The 22,301-nt window shown below is 69.6% G+C and carries 20 protein-coding genes; 9 read left to right on the top strand and 11 right to left on the bottom strand.

Annotation, left to right across the window (positions count from 1 at the left end):
* Positions 1 to 3 precede the first annotated feature (3 nt).
* Positions 4 to 1,182, top strand: a complete 1,179-nt coding sequence (locus NCG93_RS14355) for an MFS transporter (protein WP_241741674.1) — start codon at positions 4 to 6, stop codon at positions 1,180 to 1,182.
* 27 nt (positions 1,183 to 1,209) lie between these two features.
* On the opposite strand, the gene NCG93_RS14360 is transcribed toward NCG93_RS14355, so the two are convergent.
* Both NCG93_RS14360 and NCG93_RS14365 read right to left on the bottom strand, forming a co-directional pair.
* Positions 1,210 to 1,740, bottom strand: a complete 531-nt coding sequence (locus tag NCG93_RS14360) for a MarR family winged helix-turn-helix transcriptional regulator (RefSeq protein WP_194412455.1) — start codon at positions 1,738 to 1,740, stop codon at positions 1,210 to 1,212.
* Positions 1,741 to 2,112: 372 nt separating this feature from the next.
* A complete protein-coding gene (locus NCG93_RS14365; protein WP_194412456.1) occupies positions 2,113 to 3,822 on the bottom strand; it encodes a tannase/feruloyl esterase family alpha/beta hydrolase in 1,710 nt (569 codons plus the stop codon).
* A 263-nt stretch (positions 3,823 to 4,085) separates the two neighbouring features.
* Here NCG93_RS14365 and NCG93_RS14370 point away from each other — a divergent pair, with 263 nt between their 5' ends.
* A complete protein-coding gene (locus NCG93_RS14370) occupies positions 4,086 to 4,553 on the top strand; it encodes a MarR family winged helix-turn-helix transcriptional regulator (protein WP_194412457.1) in 468 nt (155 codons plus the stop codon).
* A 104-nt stretch (positions 4,554 to 4,657) separates the two neighbouring features.
* On the opposite strand, the gene NCG93_RS14375 is transcribed toward NCG93_RS14370, so the two are convergent.
* The 4 genes from NCG93_RS14375 to NCG93_RS14390 all read right to left on the bottom strand — a co-directional run bounded on the left by NCG93_RS14375 (position 4,658) and on the right by NCG93_RS14390 (position 8,708).
* Positions 4,658 to 5,275, bottom strand: coding sequence for a PadR family transcriptional regulator (locus NCG93_RS14375; RefSeq protein WP_194412458.1), 618 nt, complete (start codon positions 5,273 to 5,275; stop codon positions 4,658 to 4,660).
* Positions 5,276 to 5,406: 131 nt separating this feature from the next.
* Positions 5,407 to 6,819, bottom strand: coding sequence for a vanillate/3-O-methylgallate O-demethylase (gene ligM, locus NCG93_RS14380; protein ID WP_194412459.1), 1,413 nt, complete (start codon positions 6,817 to 6,819; stop codon positions 5,407 to 5,409).
* Positions 6,820 to 6,930: 111 nt separating this feature from the next.
* Positions 6,931 to 7,806 carry a formyltetrahydrofolate deformylase gene (purU, locus tag NCG93_RS14385; RefSeq protein ID WP_194412460.1) on the bottom strand — a complete coding sequence of 292 codons (876 nt, stop codon included), beginning with the start codon at positions 7,804 to 7,806 and terminating at the stop codon, positions 6,931 to 6,933.
* Complete coding sequence (locus NCG93_RS14390) at positions 7,803 to 8,708, bottom strand: methylenetetrahydrofolate reductase (protein ID WP_194412461.1); 906 nt, start codon at positions 8,706 to 8,708, stop codon at positions 7,803 to 7,805. Before NCG93_RS14390 ends, purU begins: the two co-directional genes overlap by 4 nt.
* A 338-nt stretch (positions 8,709 to 9,046) precedes the next feature.
* On the opposite strand from NCG93_RS14390, the gene NCG93_RS14395 reads away from it, so the two are divergent.
* The 5 genes from NCG93_RS14395 (at position 9,047) to NCG93_RS14415 (ending at position 13,547) form a co-directional block, all read left to right on the top strand.
* Positions 9,047 to 10,030 carry an ABC transporter substrate-binding protein gene (locus tag NCG93_RS14395; protein WP_194412462.1) on the top strand — a complete coding sequence of 328 codons (984 nt, stop codon included), beginning with the start codon at positions 9,047 to 9,049 and terminating at the stop codon, positions 10,028 to 10,030.
* 191 nt (positions 10,031 to 10,221) lie between these two features.
* A complete protein-coding gene (locus tag NCG93_RS14400; RefSeq protein ID WP_252787562.1) occupies positions 10,222 to 11,055 on the top strand; it encodes an ABC transporter permease in 834 nt (277 codons plus the stop codon).
* Positions 11,052 to 11,876 (top strand): ABC transporter permease, encoded by an 825-nt coding sequence (locus NCG93_RS14405; RefSeq protein ID WP_194412463.1) that lies wholly within the window; start codon positions 11,052 to 11,054, stop codon positions 11,874 to 11,876. Before NCG93_RS14400 ends, NCG93_RS14405 begins: the two co-directional genes overlap by 4 nt.
* Positions 11,869 to 12,690, top strand: coding sequence for an ABC transporter ATP-binding protein (locus tag NCG93_RS14410; protein WP_194412464.1), 822 nt, complete (start codon positions 11,869 to 11,871; stop codon positions 12,688 to 12,690). The genes NCG93_RS14405 and NCG93_RS14410 overlap by 8 nt, the downstream gene beginning before the upstream one ends.
* Entirely contained in the window at positions 12,687 to 13,547 is an 861-nt protein-coding gene (locus tag NCG93_RS14415; RefSeq protein ID WP_252787563.1) for a PaaX family transcriptional regulator, read from the top strand. Before NCG93_RS14410 ends, NCG93_RS14415 begins: the two co-directional genes overlap by 4 nt.
* Before the next feature lie 30 nt (positions 13,548 to 13,577).
* Here NCG93_RS14415 and NCG93_RS14420 read toward each other — a convergent pair whose 3' ends face one another.
* Genes NCG93_RS14420 through NCG93_RS14440 form a run of 5 tightly spaced genes read right to left on the bottom strand, consistent with a single transcriptional unit; the run spans position 13,578 to position 19,293 of the window.
* Positions 13,578 to 14,546 (bottom strand): PaaX family transcriptional regulator, encoded by a 969-nt coding sequence (locus NCG93_RS14420; protein WP_194412465.1) that lies wholly within the window; start codon positions 14,544 to 14,546, stop codon positions 13,578 to 13,580.
* Between the two features lie 24 nt (positions 14,547 to 14,570).
* Complete coding sequence (locus tag NCG93_RS14425) at positions 14,571 to 15,836, bottom strand: cytochrome P450 (protein WP_194412466.1); 1,266 nt, start codon at positions 15,834 to 15,836, stop codon at positions 14,571 to 14,573.
* The gene (gene phnE / locus NCG93_RS14430) at positions 15,836 to 17,473 is read right to left on the bottom strand and encodes a phosphonate ABC transporter, permease protein PhnE (protein WP_194412467.1); all 1,638 of its coding nucleotides are present in this window, start codon (positions 17,471 to 17,473) and stop codon (positions 15,836 to 15,838) included. The genes NCG93_RS14425 and phnE overlap by 1 nt, the downstream gene beginning before the upstream one ends.
* Position 17,474: 1 nt before the next feature.
* A complete protein-coding gene (gene phnC, locus NCG93_RS14435; RefSeq protein ID WP_241741566.1) occupies positions 17,475 to 18,293 on the bottom strand; it encodes a phosphonate ABC transporter ATP-binding protein in 819 nt (272 codons plus the stop codon).
* Positions 18,294 to 18,297: 4 nt separating this feature from the next.
* Complete coding sequence (locus NCG93_RS14440; RefSeq protein ID WP_194412468.1) at positions 18,298 to 19,293, bottom strand: phosphate/phosphite/phosphonate ABC transporter substrate-binding protein; 996 nt, start codon at positions 19,291 to 19,293, stop codon at positions 18,298 to 18,300.
* Between the two features lie 298 nt (positions 19,294 to 19,591).
* On the opposite strand from NCG93_RS14440, the gene NCG93_RS14445 reads away from it, so the two are divergent.
* Entirely contained in the window at positions 19,592 to 20,881 is a 1,290-nt protein-coding gene (locus NCG93_RS14445; RefSeq protein ID WP_194412469.1) for a prolyl oligopeptidase family serine peptidase, read from the top strand.
* 177 nt (positions 20,882 to 21,058) lie between these two features.
* A complete protein-coding gene (locus NCG93_RS14450) occupies positions 21,059 to 22,228 on the top strand; it encodes an alpha/beta fold hydrolase (RefSeq protein WP_194412470.1) in 1,170 nt (389 codons plus the stop codon).
* Positions 22,229 to 22,301 lie beyond the last annotated feature (73 nt).

Consider the following 22,301-nt stretch of genomic DNA (forward strand, 5'->3'; position numbering starts at 1 on the left):
CGGATGCGTGTGTTCGAGCCGTTCGGCAACGCCCGTTTCTCGCTGTATTTCAGCGGTCAGGTGGTCTCGAACACCGGCACGTGGTTCCAGAACCTGGCACTGTCGCTCGTCGTTCTCGAAGCGACGGGGAGCGCCCAGGCGCTCAGCGGTGTGACGGTCGCCCAATTCCTGCCGCTGCTCGTCCTGAGTCTCCCGGCGGGCCGCCTCGCGGACCGGGTGCGGCCTCGCACGATTCTGCTCGTGACCTCGCTCGCATCGGCGATCGTCGTGGCGGCGCTCGCGTTCGTGACCCTCGCATCCGAGCCACCGGTCGGGCCGATCTACGCCCTCGTGGCCGCTCTCGGCACCGTGCACGCGTTCGAGAGGGTCGCCGCCCAGGCGATCATCTTCGAGATCGTCGGACCGGAGGGCCTCGGCCGCGCTGTCTCGCTCAGCACCATCGCGCTCGCCTCTGCCCGTTCCATCGGTCCAGGACTCGCCGGCATCGCGTTCCAGGGACTCGGTGCGACGGCTTGCATGCTGGTCAACTCGGCGTCGTTCCTGCTGGTCTTCGCATCGATCGCGGCCATCCGCCCGGCGCGGCTGTTTCCGCGACCGGGACGGCCGGAGCGGCCGGGCCGCGGCATCCGTCCCCCGTTCTTCCGTCGTGAACTGGTGACGCTCCTCATCGTCAACGCGCTCGTGGCCCTGCTGGCGCTCAACCTGATGCTCGTGCTGACATCGACCGTTAGTCTCACCTTCGCCGGGGACGCGACGGCGGTCGGGGCGACGCACACGCTGAACGCCCTGGGCGCCATCGTGGGCGGCCTCATCGCCGCCGGCCGCGACCGCGTCACGGTGCGGTCGCTCATCGTCGCGTGCGCGGGACTCGGAGCGGCACTCCTGGCGAACGCCGCCGCCCCGACGCTGGCGATCCTGCTCGCGCTCGGGCCGCTGCTCGGCCTCGGCGTCGGGTACTACCAGGGCATCCTCAACGCGGCGGCCCAGGTCAGCGTCGCTCCCGACCAGATCGGCCGGACGATGTCGCTCGTGACGCTCGGGAACTACGGCATGGTGCCGTTCGGGGCCCTGCTCATGGGATGGGTGATCGACGCTCAGGGCGGGAGGGTGGCGCTGGCGATCGGCGGCCTCACCGGGTTCGCCTGTGCGGCTTTCGTCGCGGTCCGGCTGCGGAAGCGATGACGGATGCCGAAGGCCAGGGTCCCCGGGTCAGGACGGAGCCAGTCCCGATCCCTTGCGTGGGCGCCGGCGCTGGGCGACCGCCTCGGCCTCGGCCTCCGCATCTCCGAAGTAGCCGCCGGCGAGGGTGTCCGCGGCCCGATCCAAGACCTCGGCGAGCGAGCGCCCCAGGTCGGGACCGATGATCTCGGCAAGCCGATCCTCGCGCTCGCGGATCTCGGCTTCGCACTTGGCCAGCGTGTCCCAGCCGGTCTCGGTCAGCTGCACCAGCCGCACGCGTCGGTTCGTGGGATGCTCGACCCGCTCGATGAGACCCGACTCGAGCAGTTCGGCCGACACCACGTGCGCCGCCTGAGAGCTGACGAACGTGCGACGCGCGACCTGCGCGTTCGACATCGGCAGCCCCTCTCCGAGCACCTGCAGGATGAGGAGCTGGGGGAGAGTCACGCCGTGCGCGAGGCCGGTGTTCTCGGCGGCGCGGTTGAGGGCGCGGGCCAGACGGTAGGCCGTGTAGTTGAGCCGATCGGTGGCGGGGGTTCCGCGCGGATCTCGGCTCTCCATCGGCACACTCCCAGCCTAGTCGGCGCCCGCTCCCGGTCGGCCGGCGTCTGCGCCGCGTGCGCGCGTTTCGCCTCGCGCGTCGGTCGCGGAGCGAGGAGCGCCAGCGACGAGACGAAGCGTCCTCGCTCGCCCAAACACCGGGATGGACGAGAGGGTGGGTCCTCGGCTTCGACGCGATCCCGTGAAAGCGCCGGGCTCGATCGAGCAGTTCAGCGCGCGCAGCCACGGATATCGCCGATTCTGCCCGGGTCTTTCACGCCCCGGCATCCCCGAGCTGCTCGGTGGGCTTGAACCAGCGCTCCTCGACGTCGTCGAGCCGCGACGACGAGAGGATGGCTCCACCCACCCTCTCGCCGCGCGCCGGTCGACGCGTCAGCGCGCGCCGTAGGCGAGTCCCGGGCGAGGCCTCTCGCAGGCGAAACTGGACGCGCTCTCGGGGTCGCCGGAGACGTACTGCGCCACCTGCGGGTACACGCACAGCGGGCGCGTGCGGGTCGGCGACCACGTAGCTGGCACCTCGGGGTTGGCGGGATTGACCGACGCGATCAGCTGGTCGGGAGCGGATCCCTGCTCGACCCAGTCGACCAGCGCCGCGAGGCCGTGGTGCTGGTCGGTCGCGGGTCCTCCGGCGACGTGGCCCATGCCGGGAACCTCGAAGTACCGTGCGAACTGCTCGGCGTTCCCGCGGTTGTTCCGGTCGAGCTCGTCGAACCAGGCGGCGGTGTCGTCGGGCGAGAACACGCCGTCCGAGGCGCCGTGGATCACGATCATCTTCGCACCGCGGTCGCGCAGCGTGTCGAGGTGCGTGGGGTCGGGCGGCGTCATGAACGACATCGAGCTCTCGGTGTAGATGCCGGAGGTGGCGTAGATCTTCGCGGCCTCGGTGTCGACGTCGAAGCCGAGCGCGTAGCCCTGCAGATCGGCGAGGATGCTCGGGTCTGCCGGCGGCGTGGTGAAGATGAAGCCGACGGCCGGCGCGTCGCGGGTGATGGGGGAGCCGAACTTCCAGCCGGCCCAGCCGCTCTGCGTCAGGCCCGGGTCGAAGGGGAACGACGAGTAGATCTCTTTGTTGTTGCTCGTGTGCGCACCCGCGAAGATCTCACCGATCACGGCCTGCTGCTCCTTGGTGAGGCAGGTGCCGTTCCGCTCGCCCGTGCACCGCGGCACATCTCGCTTGATCGAGAACGCCTGCTGACAGGTCGCGCTGTTCTGGACCATGCCGTCGGCCAGGCCGTCGAGGCCGTCGCAGCGGGCCAGGATCGCCTGGGCGACGAGGGTGCGCTCGGTGGGGGTGAACGCGGTGCTCAGATCGGCGGGCGTCGTGGCGACCCGGGCCCACTGCTGCGCACCCCACAGCTGGGCGACCGCGGCCTGCGGCAGGTTGAAGCCCGGCGAGATGGCGAGGAAGCCGTCGTACTGGTCGGCGTAGCGCGCCGCGGCCACCATCGTGTGCCGCCCGCCGTTCGAGCCACCGGTGATGTAGGAGCGATCGGGCCCGCGGCCGTACGCATCCGTGATCAGCGCCTTGGCCATGGGCGTCAGGGTGCCGACGGCCTGGTAGCCGTAGTCCAGACGCGCCTGCGGCTCGCGACCGAACAGCGGATTCTGGCTGCCGTTGTGGCCGGCGTCGGAGCTGATGACGGCGAACCCCATCTGCAGTCCGCTCTCGCCTCCGCGGGTGGCGCCGAGCGCGGGGGCGACCGAGCCGTCCAGACCGCCGTTGCCCTGGTAGAGGAAGCGCCCCGCCCAGGCCGAGGGAAGCCGCATCTCGAACCCGATGGCGTAGGTCTGGCCGTCGAAAGTGCTCACGCGCTCATTCATGGTGCCGCGCACCAGGCAGTGCTCGCCGATCGGCTGACCGCCGTTGCTGACCGTGCCCGCCGCCACTCGCGAGACCTGGGTGATCTTCGTCGAGGGGAAGGCGAAGTCCACGAGACTTTCGCACGCCTTCAGCGTGCCCGGCTGTGCAGCCGAGAGCTGCGGCAGCGGGCTCGGGCCTCCGGGTGGCGCGGCGGCGGCGGGCATCGCGAGGCCCAGAGTCAGGACGACGGATGCCGCGGCCGCGCCGACGAGCGCTGACATGCGGTGTCGCCCACGGGCGTGCGGCGCGTGTGCGTTTCGGGGACTGCCCCCGCGCGTGCCGTCGAAGAAGCGTGACATGGAGTCCTCTTCCGGGTCCGGTCCGGGGAGGTCGTTCTCACCGGACGATCGGGATGCCCGCTTCGCTGCGGGTGTGCTGACAAGCTAGGCAAATTGGTTGCGTATTGCAACTGTTTTCTCAGTGAGCGGGTGTCCGCGTGGCTAGACTTCGAGCCACAGGTCCGGGGACACGGAACGGGGAATCGTTGGCACAGGGGAGCGATGCGCGCGCTGCGGGACGCCTCGCCGGCAACCCCGGTTTCCTCTCCGCTCGGTTCACCTCGGTCGCTGCGACCGTGTCCAACCGGGTACTCGCCCCTTTCGGACTGCGCGCCCGCAGCTACTCCCTCGTCGAGGTGGCCGTGGCGTCGGGCGGCCTCTCGCAACGGGACATCGGGCGCATCCTCTGCCTCGACAAGGCGCACGTCGTGCGACTCGTGGATCAGGTCGCTGCGATGGGGCTCGTCGTGCGCACGCGGGACCCCAGGGACGGCCGTGTGTGGCTGATCCGGGCCACCCCGCGTGGTGCCGAGATCGCCGAGGAGGCCGGACGCGCGCTCGACGAGGCCTTCGCGCAGCTGCTGCGGCGTCTGAGTGGGGCTGAGCTCGAGGCCACGATGGCGACGCTGCAGCGACTCGCGTTCGACCTCGACGTGTCCGACGACGAAGACTGAGCCTGCCGGCGACCACCGGGAACAGGAACCGCCCTTCCACAAGCTCAGGGACCGCCCTTCGACGAGCTCAGGGACCGCCCTGCGACGAGCTCAGGGACCGGTGCTTAGCGGCCAGAGGTGCCGGTCGCTGAGCTTGTCGAAGCGCCCTCGAGGCGGTCGACGAGCTCGAGCCCGCGGCGGGCCCAGGCGATCTCGCCCTGCGCGCGCTCGACGAGACCCTCGTACGCGAAGCGCTTGTAGGCGATGGTGCGCTCACGGTCGGCGTCGGCCGTCACCGCGAGTCGGCGCGCCAGCATGGGGTTGGCGACGGCGTCGATGCGCTCCAGCTCGCCCTCCCACTGCGCCAGTTCGCCCGCCCACTGGGCGATGTGCCGTTCCAGGAAGCTGCGCGCGGCCTCGGGCGTGGTCGTCTCGAGGTAGGCCGCACGCAGATGGGCGGGGTCGCGCACGCGCTGGTAGTCGAGGGACGAGGCCATCCAGTCGAGGAAGGCCCGGTCTCCGGCATCCGTCACGTGGTACATGCGGCGCGTGCCGCGCTCGCCCCGCGTCTGCTCCTCGCCCTCGATGAGGCCGAGCTCCTCCATCTTGCGCAGCTCGGGGTAGATCTGGGAGTCGGGCGCGTGCCACACATGGCCGACGGACTGGTGGAACTGCTTCTGCAGGTCGTACCCCGACAGCGGGCCGACGCGCAGGATCGCCAGCAGCGCGTATCGCAGACTCATGCGACTCCCTTCGCCTTCCCGAGGGTAGCGGGAACGCCACGACCGGGTCCTTCGACAAGCTCAGGGACCAGGCCACCAAATGGTACGAGGGGGCCCGCCCGGAGCGGGCGGACCCCCTCGGGTCTCGGGGGTCAGGCGGGCTGGGACTCGTAGCCGGTGCGCCAGCCGCCCTGGTACGACTGCCGGGCCACCGTGGAGTACGGCACCGGGGAGACGACCGCGCGGACCTCGAGCTGCTGGTGCGGCTCGACCGAGGCCTTCGTGGTGCCGCCGTTCGGCTCGCCCCACACGACGGTGACCTCGGCGCCCTCGGGCACATCGGGGTTGACGGTCGCGAGTGAGAGGGCGCGCTTCTCGTTCGCGCTGTAGCCGGTGAACATCGAAAAGCCGACGACGTCCCCTCCGGCATCCGTCACGGAGTCGTAGTTCGCCGACCCGTAGTTCGCCAGCGGAAGGTCGAAGAACTTGTAGCTCTCGCCCTCGACGTCGAAGAGCGACGCGAAGATCTTCGTGACGTCCTCCGGATTCCATGCGAGCGTCACCTTGCGCCGCTGCGTGGCGGGGTCGATCTTCTCGAGGGCGTCGCGGCCGATGAAGTCGTGGTCGAACTTCACGAACGAGCCGTAGCCGAGCTCCCAGGGCGTCAGGTAGTAGTCCTCGATGTCGTCCGACACGAACGAGCCGGCGAGGGTGCCGGTCGCCTCGTAGCTGTCGACGCCGAGCCACTCGCGGTAGCCGCGCTCGGCCTCGCCGGAGTAGATCGCGGGAAGCGGCGACGGGATCCAGCCCGATTCGAGCGTGTTCGACGGGTACGCGCGCGAGCCGACCGGGACGAGGCCGAACTCGGCGCCCGCCTCGACGATGATGTCGCGCACGCGGTGGTGGTCCTCGTACGGCCCCCAGATCTCGAGACCGGGGGCTCCTGCCATGCCGTGGCGGAGGGTGCGGACGTTCGCGCCGCCCACCTGCATCGTCGACATCGTGAAGAACTTGAGCTGCTCGAGCGGTCCGCCGTTGAGCTTCTCGATGACCTGCCATGCGGCCGGCCCCTGGATCTGGAACCGGTAGTACCGGCGGCTGACCGCGTCGCCGTACGGGCGCGAGGGTGAGCGGCGGTCGACCGTGATGTCGAGGTTCTGGTAGCCGCCGGTCTCACCGTGGTAGAGCAGCCAGTTCGACGCGGGCGCGCGGCCGACGTAGACGTACTCGTCCTCGGCCTCGTGGAAGAGGATGCCGTCGCCGATGACGTGGCCCGACGCGGTCGTCGGCACATACTGCTTGGCGCGGTTCACCGGGAAGGTTGCCACCGAGTTGATCGCCGTGTCGGAGATCAGCCGGATCGCATCCGAGCCCTTGAGGAACACATTGTCCATGTGGTGCGACTGGTCGTAGAGCACGGCGGTGTCGCGCCAGGCCTTCTGCTCCTTGATCCAGTTCTGGAAGTCCGCGGGGACGACCGGATAGATGTACGAGCCGATCTGCGAGTTGCGCAGCATCTCGACGGCGTTGTTGCCGTCGAGCAGCTCCTGCAGATTCTTCGCCATGGGGAACCTCTCTGTTCGTGGGGTTGTGGTTTCGGGGGACGGATGCCGGGGGCCGCGGCGCTTCGGCAAGCTCAGCGACCGGCCGGGTCGCGGCCCGGGCGGTCGCCTTGGCTATGTGAAGACGATGGTGCTGTTGCCGTGTCGGATGACGCGGTCTTCGGCGTGCCATTCGACGGCGCGGGAGAGCACGGCGCGTTCGACGTAGGCGCCGCGGGCCTGCAGGTCGGCGGCGGACATGGCGTGGGTGACGCGGGCGACGTCCTGTTCGATGATCGGGCCCTCGTCGAGGTCGGCGGTGACGTAGTGGCTGGTCGCGCCGATGAGCTTGACGCCGCGTTCCTTGGCCTTGCGGTACGGGGCGGCGCCGATGAACGCGGGCAGGAACGAGTGGTGGATGTTGATCACCGGCACCCCGACCTCGTCGAGGAATGAGTCGGAGAGGATCTGCATGTACCGGGCGAGCACGACGAAGTCGACGTTGCCCTTCAGCAGTTCCACGATCTTGGCCTCGGCGGCGGACTTGTCGGCGCCCTGCGAGGGCACGTGGAAGAACGGGATGCCGAAGGAGCGGACGTCTTCGGCGGTGTTGGTGTGGTTGGAGATGACCATCGGGATGGTCACCGGCAGCTCGCCGCGACGGTGCCGCCAGAGCAGTTCGAGCAGGCAGTGATCGGAGGTGGAGGCGAGGATCGCCATCCGCTTCGGGATGGACTGGTCGGTGACGCGCCACTCCAGCTTGAGCGGGCCGAGGGTCTTGTCGAGGTCGGCCTCGATGTCGGGCAGCGCGGCCTGCAGCTCGGGGCGGTGGAAGACCACGCGCTGGAAGAACTCGCCGCCCTCGGGGTTGTCGGAGTACTGGTCGAGCGTGACGATGTTCCCGCCCACCCGGGTCACCAGCGCTGTCACGGCGGCCACGATGCCCGGCTGGTCGGGACCGTGCACGATCAGGCAGGCGTGGTCGCGATGCGTGTCGAGGTGCGTCGTCATCGGCGCGCCCCGGAGGACTGCGACGCGACGAACTCCCGCGCCCAGGTCGACGTGGCGAGCAGCCCACCGAACGTGTAGAAGTGCAGCTTCACCTCGCCGGAGCCACCCCCGGTCCCTGAGCCCGTCGAAGGGTCCGCGAGCAGCGTCGCCAGGTCCGACACGAACCGGTCCGGCCCGGCGGTGCCCATCAGGTTGGTGAGTGAGAACCCGTACTTCTTCACGATCATCGCGTTCGCGCCCACCCCGAACCGGCGGGCGAAGCTGATGAGTCGTTTGATGCCGGCCGGTCCCGGCGTGCCGATGCGGATGGGCGCGTCGATGCCCCGCTCGCGGACGGCGTCGATCCACGTCATCACCGGATCGGTGTCGAACGCGAACTGCGTCAGGATGACGGCATCCAGCCCCTCCTGCGCGAGGGTGAGCGCCTTCTCGTCGAGGTGACGCCACAGCACGTCGGCGGGGATGTCGGGGTGCCCCTCGGGGTAGCCCGCGATCGACACCTCACGCACTCCGAACTTCTGCAGCACCCCCGAGCGGATCACGGTGAGCGCGTCGGGGTAGGGGCCCTCCGGGTCGGCCGGGTCGCCGCCGACGGCGAAGACATGCTCGGTCGCGCCGACCTCCTGCAGGCGGCCGAGGAACTCCTCGAGCTCATCCTGCGACCTCAGACGGCGCGCCGAAAGGTGGGGGACCGGGATGAAGCCCATCTCCTTGACGGCCTTCGCGGCAGCGACCCGCATCTCGAGGTCTTCGTTGCCGAGGAACGTGACGTTGACCTTCGTTCCCTGCGGAATCGTGTCGCGCGCCTCTTCCAGACCGGCGATGTCCTTGCCGGTCATCTCGAGCGAGAAACCGTCGACGAGGGCGGCCGCCGAGGGCGATGCGGGAGTCGCGTGGGCCATGAGGGGAGGTCCTTTCCTCTTCCGGGTGCGTCTCTGCACCGCGGTAACCAGAGAATACCTATCACCATAGGTAATGGCAATAGGCACGCTGTGCGTGCGCACCCATCTTCGGGGGATCCACGCGCGGCGGAGGCGGCGACTTCCATTGAGCGGATGCCCGCCTCCGAGGTGCGTGCGTAGTTCACGTGTTTCGTGACGGGCGTCACAAAAGCATTGACAATCGATCCGCAGTGGCGCACCATGACTGTTGTCCGGCACGCCGCGGTGCCGACGCCGACTCCGGTCGGTCGGACGCGGCAGCCGGCACCCACAGCACCCGTCCTTTGAGAGGCCCGTCAATGAAGAAGAGTCTTGCCACCCTCGGCGTTCTCGCCGCCGCCGCACTCGCGCTCAGCGGCTGCACCGATTCCGGCGCCACCCCGTCCTCCACCTCGACCGACGACGCCGCCGGCGGCGAACTCACCAAGGTCCGCGTCGCCGCGCTGCCCATCGCCGAGACCGGCGCGCTCTGGGCCGCGATCGACGAGGGCATCTTCGAAGACCACGGCCTCGAGATCGAGGTCGTCCCCGCGCAGGGCGGCGCCAACGCCATCCCCGCGCTGCTGAGCGGCGACATCCAGTTCGCCATCGGTCAGCCGTTCGGCCCCATCCGCGCCGACGTCCAGGACCTCGGCGTCGTGATCGTGGGCAACTACGCCAACAGCCTCGCCGAAGGTGACGACGTCAACGCGGTCGTCGCGCTGGGCGACTCCGGCATCACCCGCCCGGCCGACCTCGCGGGCAAGAAGGTCTCGGTGAACACGATCGGCGCCGCCGGCGACCTGACCATCCGCAAGGCCGTGCAGGACGACGGCGGCGATCCCTCGACGATCGAGTTCGTCGAGGTGGCGTTCCCCGACGTGCCCGCGCAGCTGGCCGCCGGCACCATGGACGCCGCGTGGGCTCCCGACCCGTTCCGCGGCATGGTCCTCGGCGACGGCGGTGTGTCGGTCGTCGCGCCATACCAGGCGACGATCCCCGGGCTGTCGGTGCTCACCAACATCACGACGCAGGCACTCCTCGATGAGGACCCCGACCTCGTCGCCGACTACTCGGCCGCCATGTCCGAGGCGCTGGAGTGGGCGAGCGACAACGAGGACGCCGTGCGCGCCGCGATCGCGACCAACCTCGACATCCCCGAGGAGGCAGCCGCGGGCATCACGCTGCCGACCTTCACGTGGGATCTCGCCGACGCCGGCATCGAGGACCTCGGCTCCCTCGCTGTCGAGTTCGGCTACATCGACGCCGAGCCCGACTTCGACCGGCTGCTCCAGCAGCAGTAGGCCGCGCGGCGTGGGATGGTGAGCGGATGCCGCGGCTCGCGGCATCCGCTCACCCCCACGCATCGCAGCCGGCGGCCCGGACGCTGCGGCCGGCCTCGGGGCGCAGCATCCGCTCGCCCTCTCCATCCCTCGCTCCCTCGTGGAGCCTCGCGCCCACGCCGCGCGACCCGACCGCACCGATCGGAGGCATTGTGACCGCCACCGCTGACGCTCCCACGACCGTCGCCGGCGCACCGCGCGCCCGGCACCACCGCACCATGCGCAAGCTCGTGCTCGGCGTGGCCGGCATCCTCGGCTTCCTGGCGACGTGGCAGCTGCTGCCGACGCTCGGGATCGTCAACCCGGCCTACTTCCCCACGGCGACCGAGACCATCCTGCAGCTGTTCGTGCTCTTCGGCGACCTGGAGTTCTGGCGCAACGTCGGCCGGACGCTGACCTCCTGGGCACTGGGCCTGCTGATCTCCACGGTGCTCGCCGTCGTGCTCGGCACGATCATCGGCCTGGTGCCCTTCCTGCGTCGCGCGACGCACACGACGGTGGAGTTCCTGCGTCCGATCCCGTCGGTCGCGCTCATCCCGCTCGCCATCCTCATGTTCGGCTATCAGCTGCAGGCGGCGCTCCTCATCATCGTGTACGCGAGCTTCTGGCAGGTCTTCATCCAGGTGCTCTACGGCGTGGCCGACGTCGACGCCGTCGCGCGCGACACGGCGCGCAGCTTCGGGCTGTCACGGGGATCGCGGATCGTCAACCTGGTGTTCCCCACCGCCTTGCCGTACCTCATGACGGGCCTGCGGCTGGCCGCGACCGTCGCGCTGATTCTCGCGATCACCGCCGAGATGTTCATCAGCATCCCGGGACTGGGCCGCGCGATCATGCTCGCCCGCGAATCCGGGCAGTGGACGACGGTGTACGCCCTCGTCATCGTGACCGGCATGCTCGGACTGCTTGTCAATCTGATCTTCCGGGCGATCGAGCGCCGTTCGCTGTCGTGGCACCAGTCCGTCCGAGGGGAGGAGGTCCTGTGACCCTCTACACGAGCACCGTCGTCACACCCCGCCGCCCGTCGCGGGTCTGGGCGAAGTTCGGCGAGAACACCGCGTACGCGCTCGGGCTGCCGATCATCCTGCTGGTGATCTGGGGCGTCTGGTCGTCGATCTCACCCGCGCCGTTCTTCCCGAGCCCGCTCGTCATCGCCGAGGCGTTCATCGAGACGTGGGTCGGACCCGCATTCTTCGCCGATGTGCTGCCGAGCCTCGGTCGCCTCGCGATCGGCATCGTGCTCGCCGTCGGACTCGGCATCGCGGCAGGGATCGTCATCGGCCTGGTGCAGTGGCTGCGAGAACTGCTCGAGCCTGTGTTCGAGTTCTTCCGCGCGGTGCCGCCGCCGGTGCTCATCCCGATCGTGGCGGTGCTCGTCGGCGCGAACGACCTCATGAAGGTCGTCGTGATCGTCGCCGGCGCGATCTGGCCCGTGCTGCTGAACACCATCGAGGGCGTCCGCGCGACCGACTCGGTGATGACCGAGACCGCGCGTTCGTTCGCCGTGACCTCGGGGGAGCGCCTGCGGTACCTCGTGCTCCCGTCGGCGAGTCCGCGCATCATGACGGGCGTGCGGCAGTGCCTCTCGATCGCCCTCATCCTGATGGTCATCTCCGAGATGTTCTTCTCGTCCTCGGGCCTGGGCTATCGAATCGTCTACTTCCAGCGCAACTACCTCATCGCCGAGATGTGGAGCGGCATCGTGCTGCTCGGGCTGATCGGCGTCCTGCTCGCCGTCATCTTCGGCTTCGTCGAGCGGCGCGTGCTTCGCTGGTACCACGGAATCAAGGAGGTGGAGCGTGCCTGACGCGCTGCGCAAGAGTGAGCCCCTGCTGAACGTCGAGCGCCTGCGCAAGGTGTACGAGTCGTCCACGGGCAACGTCGAGGCGATCGGCGACATCGGATTCCGGATGGATGCCGGCGAGTTGGTGTGCATCGTCGGCCCCTCGGGCTGCGGCAAGACGACGCTGCTGAAGTGCATCGCCGGGCTGCTCAAGCCGACGTCGGGTGTCATCGAGCTCGGCGGTCGGAAGGTCACCGCCCCGCCGCCCAACATGGCTCTCGTCTTCCAGGAGTACGGTCGCAGCCTGTACCCGTGGCTCACGGTCCGGGGCAACGTCGAGCTGCCACTGAAGCACAAGAAGCTCAGCCGCCCCGAGCGGGACCGGCTCGTCGACGATGCGCTCGCCGCCGTCGGCCTCGAGCATGCGACCAAGAGCTACCCGTGGCAGCTCTCCGGCGGCATGCAGCAGCGCGTCGCCATCGCCCGCGCTGTCGCGTATCAGCCGGAGGTGCTCATCATGGACGAGCCCTTCGCCGCGGTCGACGCGCAGACGCGCGCCGACCTCGAAGACCTCGTGCGGGCGCTGCACCGCGATCGCGGCATGTCGATCCTGTTCGTGACCCACGACATCGACGAGTCCGTCTACCTCGGCGAGCGGGTCATCGTGCTCTCGAAGTCGCCGACATGGGTGCAGGAGGACCTCGCCATCGACCTCGCGCCCGAGCGCGACCAGATCACGACGCGCGCGCTGCCGCGCTTCACCGAGCTGCGCACCCACGTGTACGAGCAGATCCAGCGCGCCAAGCGCGGCGAGGCCGTGCGCCCGGAGGCCGCGTGAGCGTCGCAGCCGCGCGGGTCGCCGTCGCGATGCCCGCTCTCTCGGCCGTCGAGACGTCGGTGCTCACCCGCAAGCCGCGGCAGCTGCTCCTGGCGTTCTTCGGCGAGTACGTGTGCGACCGGTACTTCGAGCCGCTGCGCGCGAGCGTGCTCATCGGCGCGCTCGAGAGCGCCGGCGTCGCGGCTTCGGCGGTGCGGACCAACCTCGACCGCATGGTGCACAGCGGCCTGCTCGAACGCCGGCGCCTCGGCCGTGAGATCGGCTTCGTGCTCACCGCGCACGGCAGCGAGGTGCTGCGCGAGGCATCCGGCCGGGTCAACGGTCCGGCGCCGTTCGAGCCGCAGGGCGACGGCTGGACCCTCGTCACCTATACGGTGCCCGAACACCTGCGCGACCTCCGCCATCGCCTGCGCGCCGCGTTGACCTGGTCGGGATTCGCCGTGCTGCGAGACGGACTCTGGATCGCGCCCGGCGCCGTCGACCTCGCCGCCGCGCTGGGGGCGATCATCCCGGATCTGCCGCCGGGATCGGTCAACGCGTTCTCGGCGGGCGAGCTCGACGGGTTTCCGATGGCCGAGGCGGTGCGCGTCGCATGGGACGTGGAGCGCATCCGCGAGGCCCACGACGAGTTCATCGCCCACTGGGAGCGTGAGGATGCGGCATCCGATCTCCCGCCGCTCACCGCACGCACCCTGCTGGTCGCCGACTGGCTCGCGCTGCTGCGCGCCGACCCGCGCCTGCCCCGGCAGTACATGGGCGAGGACTGGCCCGCCGACCGCTCGGCAGAGTTGTTCACGCAGCGCCACCGCGCGTTCGCGTTCCCCGCGGTGCGGGACTTCGCGGCGATCGTCGGCTGAGCTTTCGCGGTTGCCGGGGCGACGGGGCTGTCAGGTGTTGCGAGACGCGGGAACGTCCGCATAGGCGGCGAACGTGTGATGCGACACCCGCTCCGCCAGCTCCGCCGAGTGCGGCTCGAGGAGGCGGCGGAACTCCGCCTCGGCAGCAGGCCCGGTCGAGTCGTAGATCATCGAACAGACGGACAGTGCCCGCTCGAAGGGGAAGTCATCGCCGACGAGTGACCGGGGCAGCATCGGATCGGCGTGGCGAAGCTCGCGCCACTCGCGCATGATCGAGGTGCGCAGTCGCAGCGCATCGCCATCATGGGGCATCCGCTCGTCGCGGCTCTCGGGACGGCGTGTGCGCCCACTCGCCTGGATCTCCGCCGCGATCGGCTCCCATCGGTCGAGGAAATCGCGGTACGCCGCGGCGATGCCGTCCAGTCCGAATGCGTCGCGTGCGATGGCCGTCACGCTCTCATCGGGCAGATGTGCACCGACGAAGACCGTCAACTGTCCGAATGACGGTCGCACCGCGAGTTCTCCGACGATCGACTCCACCTCCGACCGGCGATCTCCCGGCCGGATCCACAGGCCGTCATGCACGTTGCCGAAGCCTGATTGGCGCAGCCGCTCTCGCAGGGTGTTGCGCGCGCCTCGCTGGTCCTCTCCCAGGGAGTACCCGACGACGGTCCATGTGCCGTCCCACGGACGGGGGATGTGGCTGCGGAAGAGCAGCTCCACATGGGCGTCGACCGACTCCTGGCTCATCGGGGAGACGGAGTAGGCGGTGGTCCTCCCCCTCTTGACGCTGACCAGGAATCCGCGCTTCGCGAGGCGCTGGATCGCCGCTCGGGCTCCGGCGGGGGTCACGTCGAACAGCTCCAGCAATGCGACCAGCGCCGCGGACGGGATCGGCTCCGCGCGCAGGTGCCAATAGTCGCCCAGGAGGACGATGAGAAGCTGCTGCGAGCGGGCGCCCTGCTGGTCGCGCGGGAGCAGATCGTCGGCTGGCCTCATGGAGCGATTGTGCCAGTCAGGCGGTCACACGACGTTCGCCGGCGTGAGAGCGAGCGGAACGGTGCGTGGGCCGTACTCGAGCCAGTTCATCATCCGGACTTCGCCGGCCGGCTCGAACGACGTCGTCCGCTCCAGCAGGGTCTGCAGCGCGATGAGCAGCTCGACACGGCCCATCGTGGCGGCCGGGCATCTGTGTGCGCCGCGGCCGAAGGCCAGATGCGAGTTGTTCTTGCGATGCAGCACGAATTCGTCCGGCCGGTCGAAGGCCGCGGCATCCCGGTTCGCCGAAGGGAACACGAGGGCCACCGGTTCGCTCCTGCGCACCATGCGTCCGTGCACCACGGTGTCTTCCCTCGGCGTGCGCGCGAAGACGCGGTACGGGGCGTGGAGGCGCAGGAACTCCTCGATGGCCGCGGGGAGGTCCTCCGGGTGGAGACGCAGGTGCTCCTGCAGGTCGCGGTCCTGCGCGAGGTGGACGACGCAACTGCCGAGTACGGCCTGGGGCGCCCCCATGCCCGCGACGATCATCTGACGGATCGTCGCGATGGCCGTCCGCTCGGTGATGTGGTTCGCGGGGTCCACGGCGGCGGCGTGCAGGCTGGCGACGAGGTCCTGTGAGGGATCGGGGTCGACGGCGAGACGCTCGCGGTAGACACGTTCCGCGATGTCGTAGAGCTCGGTGCTGCACTCCGCGATGACGTCGTCGTCCATGTCCTGGATGGCGAAGCCGTAGCGCACCCCGATCTCTCGCACATGACGGGTGAGCTCCACCGGAACGCCGAGGAACGCCGCGAAGCAGTCGACGACGAAGGGTGCCGCGAAGTCGGCGACGCCGTCGGCGCTGCCCCGGGCGAGCATCTCGCTCACCAGCTCGTCGGCGCTCGCGCGGAACGTGGACTCGTGCGTCTTGACCACCGCGCGTCGCATCACGGGGTCGATCGCCTCACGATAGGCGGTGTGCTCGGGAGGGTCGAAGTGCAGCGGCGGGCGCCGCGCTGACCGCGGGACGTGAGGCACGACATTCTGCACCGACGTGACGAATCGCTCGTCCTGCGCGATGGCCACCACATCGTCGTAGGTCATCGCCGCCCAGAAGCCACCGAAATCCTCGCTCCAGGGGAAGGGATCCGTCCGCCGCAGTTCGGCGTAATCGCGGTGCGCGCTGCCGAATGTCTCGTCGAGGGCGGGCGACCACTCGCTGGGGCGCTCCGAGCGCGTGCGTGCGTCCACATCGGCGGACGACGAGATGTCCTCGTCCTGCGTCGTGAAGCCGAAGGGGCAGGCGGCCATCAGATCACCTTCCTGCGCGCCCAGCGCGCGACGGATTCGAGGCTCACGACGACCGCGATGAGCCCGATGAGGATGCCGGCGGTCGTCTGGTAGTGGAGAGTGGCCACCGACTCCTCGAGGAGGAAGCCGATGCCGCCCGCGCCGACGATGCCGAGCACGGCGGACTCGCGCAGCGCGAGATCGGAGGTGAACAGGCTGTTGCCGATGAAGCTCGGCACGAACTGGGGCCACACACCGCTGACGAACACCTGCACGCGATTGGCGCCCGTCGCCTCGAGGCTGCGCAGCGGCGCGGGATCGACCTTGACGAGCGAGTCCGTGAAGAACTTCGCCGCGAGCGCGGTGCACGAGATCGCGAGGGCGAGGAATCCCGCGAACGGTCCGAGCCCGAGTGCGGCGACGAACAACAGCGCGTAGATGATGTCCGGCACGCCGCGCACGAGCACCATCAGGCCGCGCAGCGCGAGGGACAACGGCTCGAAGCGGATCAGATGGCGCGTCGACAGTACGGCGATGACGAGACCGATGATCACGCCGAAGGTGGTCGCCGAGATGGCCATGATGACGCTCTCGAAGATCCCGTACGCGATGTCGAGCGTGAAGACGGGCGGGAAGAACCCCGAGATCACCGCGAGCGCGTTCTCCCAGATCCGCGCCAGGCGAGGAGAGTCGGCGAAGAGCTGGGTGAGCGAGAAGACGAAGAGGGCGAGCACGGCGACGCCGGAGCCCACCCGCAGGATGCGCGAGCGGTTCCATCCCGGCGTTGCCGGCGTGTGCCCGGCTCCGTACAGCTCGGCGGCGGTGTGCTCTTCGGCGTGCTCGGCCAGGGCGCGCTGGGCGACGTAGGCGACGGCCTCGAGCAGGAGCAGCATCACCACGATGACGAGGATGATGCCGAGTGCCCGGTGGTAGTCGAGAGATCCGATGGCAGTCTGCAGCGCCACTCCGATGCCTCCCGCACCGACGAGGCCGAGCACCGCGGAGGCGCGGATGTTGATGTCGAGGCGGTACAGCACGATCGCCGTGATGCTCGGCAGCGCTCGACTGAACGTCGTCGCGACGAAGTTCTGCGCCCGGCTCGCCCCCACGGCCGCCACGGCCTCCCGCGGGGCTGGATCCTGCTCTTCGAAGACGTCGGCGAACATCTTGCCGATCATGCCGACCGAGTGGAACGCGATCGCCAACCCGCCGGCGAGGGGGCCGAGTCCGACGATCCGCACCAGGATCAGGGCGAAGACGAGCGAGGGGACGGCGCGGGCCACGACGATGATGCCGCGCGCCAGCCAGGCGACGACCCGCGGTCCGGTGAAGTTCCGCGAGGCGGCTGCGCCCAGGAAGACGGACGCGACGGTGGCGAGTCCGGTTCCCGCGATGGCGATCCACAAGGTCTCGAGCGCGAGAGTGGCGAGATTCGCGGGGTCGCCGACGGTGGGCGGCACCATGCGCTGCAGCAGCGCAGCGATGTCTTCCAGGCCGGCGATGAGGGCAGCCGGGCGGATGTCGAGCCACCACATTCCGAAGATCGTGACGGCCAGGTAGGCGAGCGGGATTCCCACCGTCGCGGCCGATGCGCGTGGACGGCCGGAACCCGGGCCCGGAGCCGCCTTCACCGGAGGGCGGTCGACGGTCAACGACATGTCAGGCCGATCCCTGCTGCTCGTAGACGGCGCGGATCTGCTCCTCGGTGGTCTCCGAGGTCAGGGCGTCGTGGACGAACGAGCCCTGCCGTACGGCGACCACGCGATCCGACACGGCCAGGGCGAGCTCGACCTGGTGCAGGGAGCAGATCATGGTGAAGCCATCCTCGCTGCTCAGCTTCTTCAGCGTCTGCAGCACTGAGACGCTCGCGTTGGGGTCCAGCGACGCGACCGGTTCGTCTGCGAGCACGAGCTCGGCCTCCTGCATGAGCGTGCGTGCGATGGCCACCCGCTGCTGCTGACCACCGGAGAGGGTGTCGCAGCGCTGGTAGCGCTCGTCGAGGAGTCCTACTCGCTCCAGATTCGCCACCGCCCGCTCGCGCAGCTCCTTGGGGTAGCTCGAGATGCCGTAGCGCGGCATCCGCAGCGAGCCGAGCGCGCCCATGAGCACGTTCTCCATCGCGCTCAGGCGCCCGACGAGGCCGAACTGCTGGAACACGAATCCCACGCGGGCGCGAAGTCGCTGCAGGGCGCGCCGGCCGCACGTCGCCGGGTTCACGCCGAGGACCGACAAGCTTCCACCGGTCGGCCGGTGGCTGCCGTTGATGAGACGCAGCAGCGTCGACTTCCCCGCGCCGGATGGCCCGACCAGGGCGACGAACTGACCGGCGGCGACCTCCAGATCGACACCCTTCAGGACCGCCTTGTCGCCGAAGCGCATGCTGACATCGCTGAGCGCGACACTCACGGCCCCCGTGTCCATCGGAGCGGTCGTCTTGTCGGGCATAAGAGGAGCCTTCTGCGTCACCGGGGCGGTCATCGGATCATTCCTCACCGCGGCAGACGTCGGTCTTGAGCGTCTGGCAGATGGCGCTGATCACCTCGTAGTCGGATGCCGTGGCGGGCTCGAACGCGAAGGCCCCGGTGCCGCCCCACTTGCACGCCGTCTTCCCGGCGAACTCCTCGCCCCACTCGGCGGGCGCTTCGCGGTTCTGCTCTTCGCACAGGCCGGCCTCCGACGCCGAGACGGCGTTGTACTCCGTCACCGCCGTGACGATCTGGTCGCGGAGCTTCTCATCCAGCCAGGTGCCGACCACGATCGGGGTGCCGGGGATCGGATCCGAGGTCCACACCGTCTCGGTGTCACCCTCGGCGATGATGCCGCGATCGGGCAGGATCGTCGTCACGAAGGTCTCTGCCACGAAGGCGATGTCGCAGTCCCCGGCCAGCATCTGCGTCACGGCGACGTCGTGCGATCCGACGAAGAGCGGGTTGATGTCGGACTCGGGGTCCATCCCCGCCTCCGTCATCGCCGCCGCCGCGGTGAGGTATCCGGTCGTCGACGCGGGGTCGGTGAAGCAGACGTTCTTGCCGGCCACGTCCTCGATCGAGGAGATGTCCGAGCCAGGGGCGACGACGCCGACCGAGTTCACCGCGCCTGAACCGGCTTCGGGGGTGCGCTGGTCCTTGGCGATGGGTTCCACATCCGCGACGTCTGCCGCCAGGTAGTACGAGAAGGCGCCGTATGTCGCGATGTCGACACGCTCCGCCACCTGCGCCTCGATGACACCGGCGTTGCTGCTCACGGCCTCGATGCGCGTGGGGATGCCGGTGGTCTCCTCGATGGCCGCGACCAGCGGCAGGAAGCTGTTCTCCAGCTCCTCGCTGTCATCCGTCGGCACGACGGCGAACACCAGCTCCGCGGGCGCATCCGACGGCGAGTCCCCGTCATCCGGTCGGGCATTGGGGCTCGCGCCGCACGCGGTGAGGAGCAGCCCGGCCGCCATGACGCTCGCGGCCAGAACCAAGGTCTTCTTCATGTCGGCACCTTTCGACTTCGGGAAGACGGCCGCGACGCTTCGCACCCGCATTGGTGAGAAACACATTGAACAACGTCCGTCGTTGGAGGTGTGGTCTTTAAACGAAACCACTCATCGTTGCGATTGTCAACGGATCTGTTTCGCAACCGTTGACATCGTCAATCGATCGTGTCAAGGTCAAACCGCTACACCTCCCGCTGCGTACGGCGCCATAAGTGTCGTGTGCTCGGTCAACGAAGACCTGATGGTGCGACGCTCGACGGCGAGCCCGGCTCGCGTGCGTCGCGGAAAGGGAACGATGTCATCACGCTCGATCCGCGTCGGAATCGGCCTCGCCGCTTCCGCCGCTCTCGTCCTGGCCGCCGTCCCGGCGGCCGCGGCGCCGCTGTCACAGCCCGCGGAGATCCGCGGCGCGCTGCCCGGCGGCGGTCAGTACGTCCTCCACGAGCCCGAGCAGTGGAACGGCACGCTGCTGACGTGGAGCCCGGGTTATGGCGGGGGAGGAGGAACAGCGTCCGCCGGACCCTCGAACGAGGTCGTGTCGTGGCTCACCGGCCAGGGGTACGCTCTCGCCGGCGCGGCGGCCGGCACGGGATGGGCGGTCGAGGACCTCCTCGCCGCGCAGCCACAGGTCGTCGAAGCCGTCACCACGGCGCTGGGAGCGCCCGAGCACGTCGTGGCGTGGGGTGCCTCGATGGGAGGTCAGGTCTCGGTCGCACTGCTGGAGCAGCAGCCCGACATCTTCGACGCCGCGCTTCCGCTCTGCGGCTCGATCGCGGGCGCCATCCCCATGCTCAATGGCTCGCTCGACGGCACGTACGCGCTGAAGACGCTCCTCGCCCCCGAGGACTCACGGCTGGAGCTCGTGGATGTGACGAACGAACCGGCGCGGCAGGCCGCCTTCAAGGAGGTGCTCGACGCCGCACAGCAGACCACGGAAGGGCGAGCACGGATAGCCCTCGCGGCCAGTCTCGCCCAGATGCCGACATGGTCGCAGCCCGGCACCGACCAGCCGGACCGGCATGACATCCAGGCGCAGCAGGAGCAGCTTTACGGCATCTTCATGTGGGGCGCCGTATCGCCGCGGCAGCCGCTGGAACAGCGGGCCGGCGGGAACTTCTCGTGGAACACCGGCGTGGACTACACCGACGCCCTCCGGCAGTCCGGCAACCTGCAGCTCGTCCGTCAGCTGTATCGCGGGGCCGGACTCTCGCTCGACGACGATCTCACGGCGCTCAACGCCGGGGAGCGCATCGCCGCCGACGAACAGGCTGTCGCCTACATGCAGCAGAACGCCACGCCGACCGGCGACATCCACGGTCCCGTCCTGTCGCTGCACGAGACGGGTGACGCCGCACCGGTGGTCGCGCAGGCCGGAACCTACGCGGACCGCGTGCGCGCCCACGGACACGCCGCGCTCCTGCAGCAGGCTTTCGTCGATCGCCCGGGGCACTGCGCCTACTCCGACGCGGAGGTGGCGGCGCTGGTCACCGCCCTGCAGGACCGGCTCGACTCCGGCACGTGGAAGAACCTCGCGAGCCCGCATGCCCTCAACGATCGTGCCGACGACATCGCCGAGAGCAGCTGACTCGAGCGCGGCGGCACGTTCGCCCGTCATCAGCCCGACTCGCTGCTGCGACCCGAGCGTGAGCCGGACGTCTTCGCCCCGCAGCCCGAAGAGCGCACCACCCGCTCGGGTGCTCTTCCGGACGGCGCGGCATACACCGCCATCGCCCCCGGGGACTGGAACGGGTCGCTCGTCGTCGTGCCAGGTCGCCCCACCGCGGACTTCGCATCGGCGGAGTGGCTGCTGCAGCGAGGCACGGCGGTGATCGGATACGACCTCTCGGACGGCTGGGACCTGGTGCGCGACCGAGACAACGCAAGTGCCGCCGTCGCCGCGTTCACCGACATCGCCGGCCCACCCGACGACGTCGTGCTGGCCGGCCGGTCGCAGGGCGGACTCGTCACCCGCATCGTCGCTGACTCCGCGCCCGACTGGCTCGACGGCGCCGTGCCGATGTGCGGCGGGGGCGCCGGAGCGGTGAGCACATGGAACTACAAGCTCGACACGGCCTTCGTCCTGCGCGAGCTCGTCGACCCGGCCTCGTCGATGCGGATCACCGGGATCGTGGATCTCGATGCAGAGCTCGAGGAGCTGAACGCGCTCGTGGCGAAGGCCTCGGGCAGCGCGGAAGGACGAGCCCGGGCGAGCTTCGCGGCAGCGCTGAGCAAGATCCCCGCCCTCGACCCTGCCACGGGTGCGGACATCGTGGACCGCGAGGCGCGGATCGACCGCTACCTCGCCTACATGCCGTTCGCCGTCGGGTCATTCGTGCGGGCAGGCTATGAAGCCACGGTGGGCGGCACCTTCTCGTGGAACACCGGCGTCGACTACGAGCGCGCACTGCGCGACTCCGGGAGATGGCGCGAGGTCTCCGCCGCGTACCGGGCCGCGGGGCTCTCTCTCGACGATGATCTGCGCACGCTCGCTCGCGCCGACAGGCTGGAGGCGGATCCCGAGGCTGTCGGGTTCGTCGAGCGCACGGCGTCGTTCACGGGAGAACTCACGGTGCCGGTGCTGTCGCTGAGCACCACCGGGGACGGTGCCGGCTCCACCCAGGATGACGAGGCCTACGCCACGACGGTGCGCGACGCGGGTGAGCGAGCGCAGCTGCGGCAGGCGTTCGTCCAGGCCGAGGGTCACTGCACATTCACCGCGGCGGAAGAGGCTGCCGTGTTCGAGACGATCTTCACGAGGATCGCGGACGGCAGCTGGCCGGCTACGTCCCCGAACGCGCTCGCGGGAAGGGCGGCCGCCATCGACCAGCAGAGCGGTCTGACGCTGGGGGAGGCCCGCTTCGCGGCTGCGAGGCATGGCGGCGTGCCCGCGCGCATGTGGGATGCCGGCGACTGGGGCTCGTACGGCGGATGACTGCGATCCCCCCGCCATTGAGGCCCCGGCATCCGTTCCGCGGATGCCGGGGCCTCGGCTCGCCGCCCTCGGC

The organism is Microbacterium yannicii (genome assembly GCF_024055635.1).
Taxonomy (GTDB): domain Bacteria; phylum Actinomycetota; class Actinomycetes; order Actinomycetales; family Microbacteriaceae; genus Microbacterium; species Microbacterium yannicii.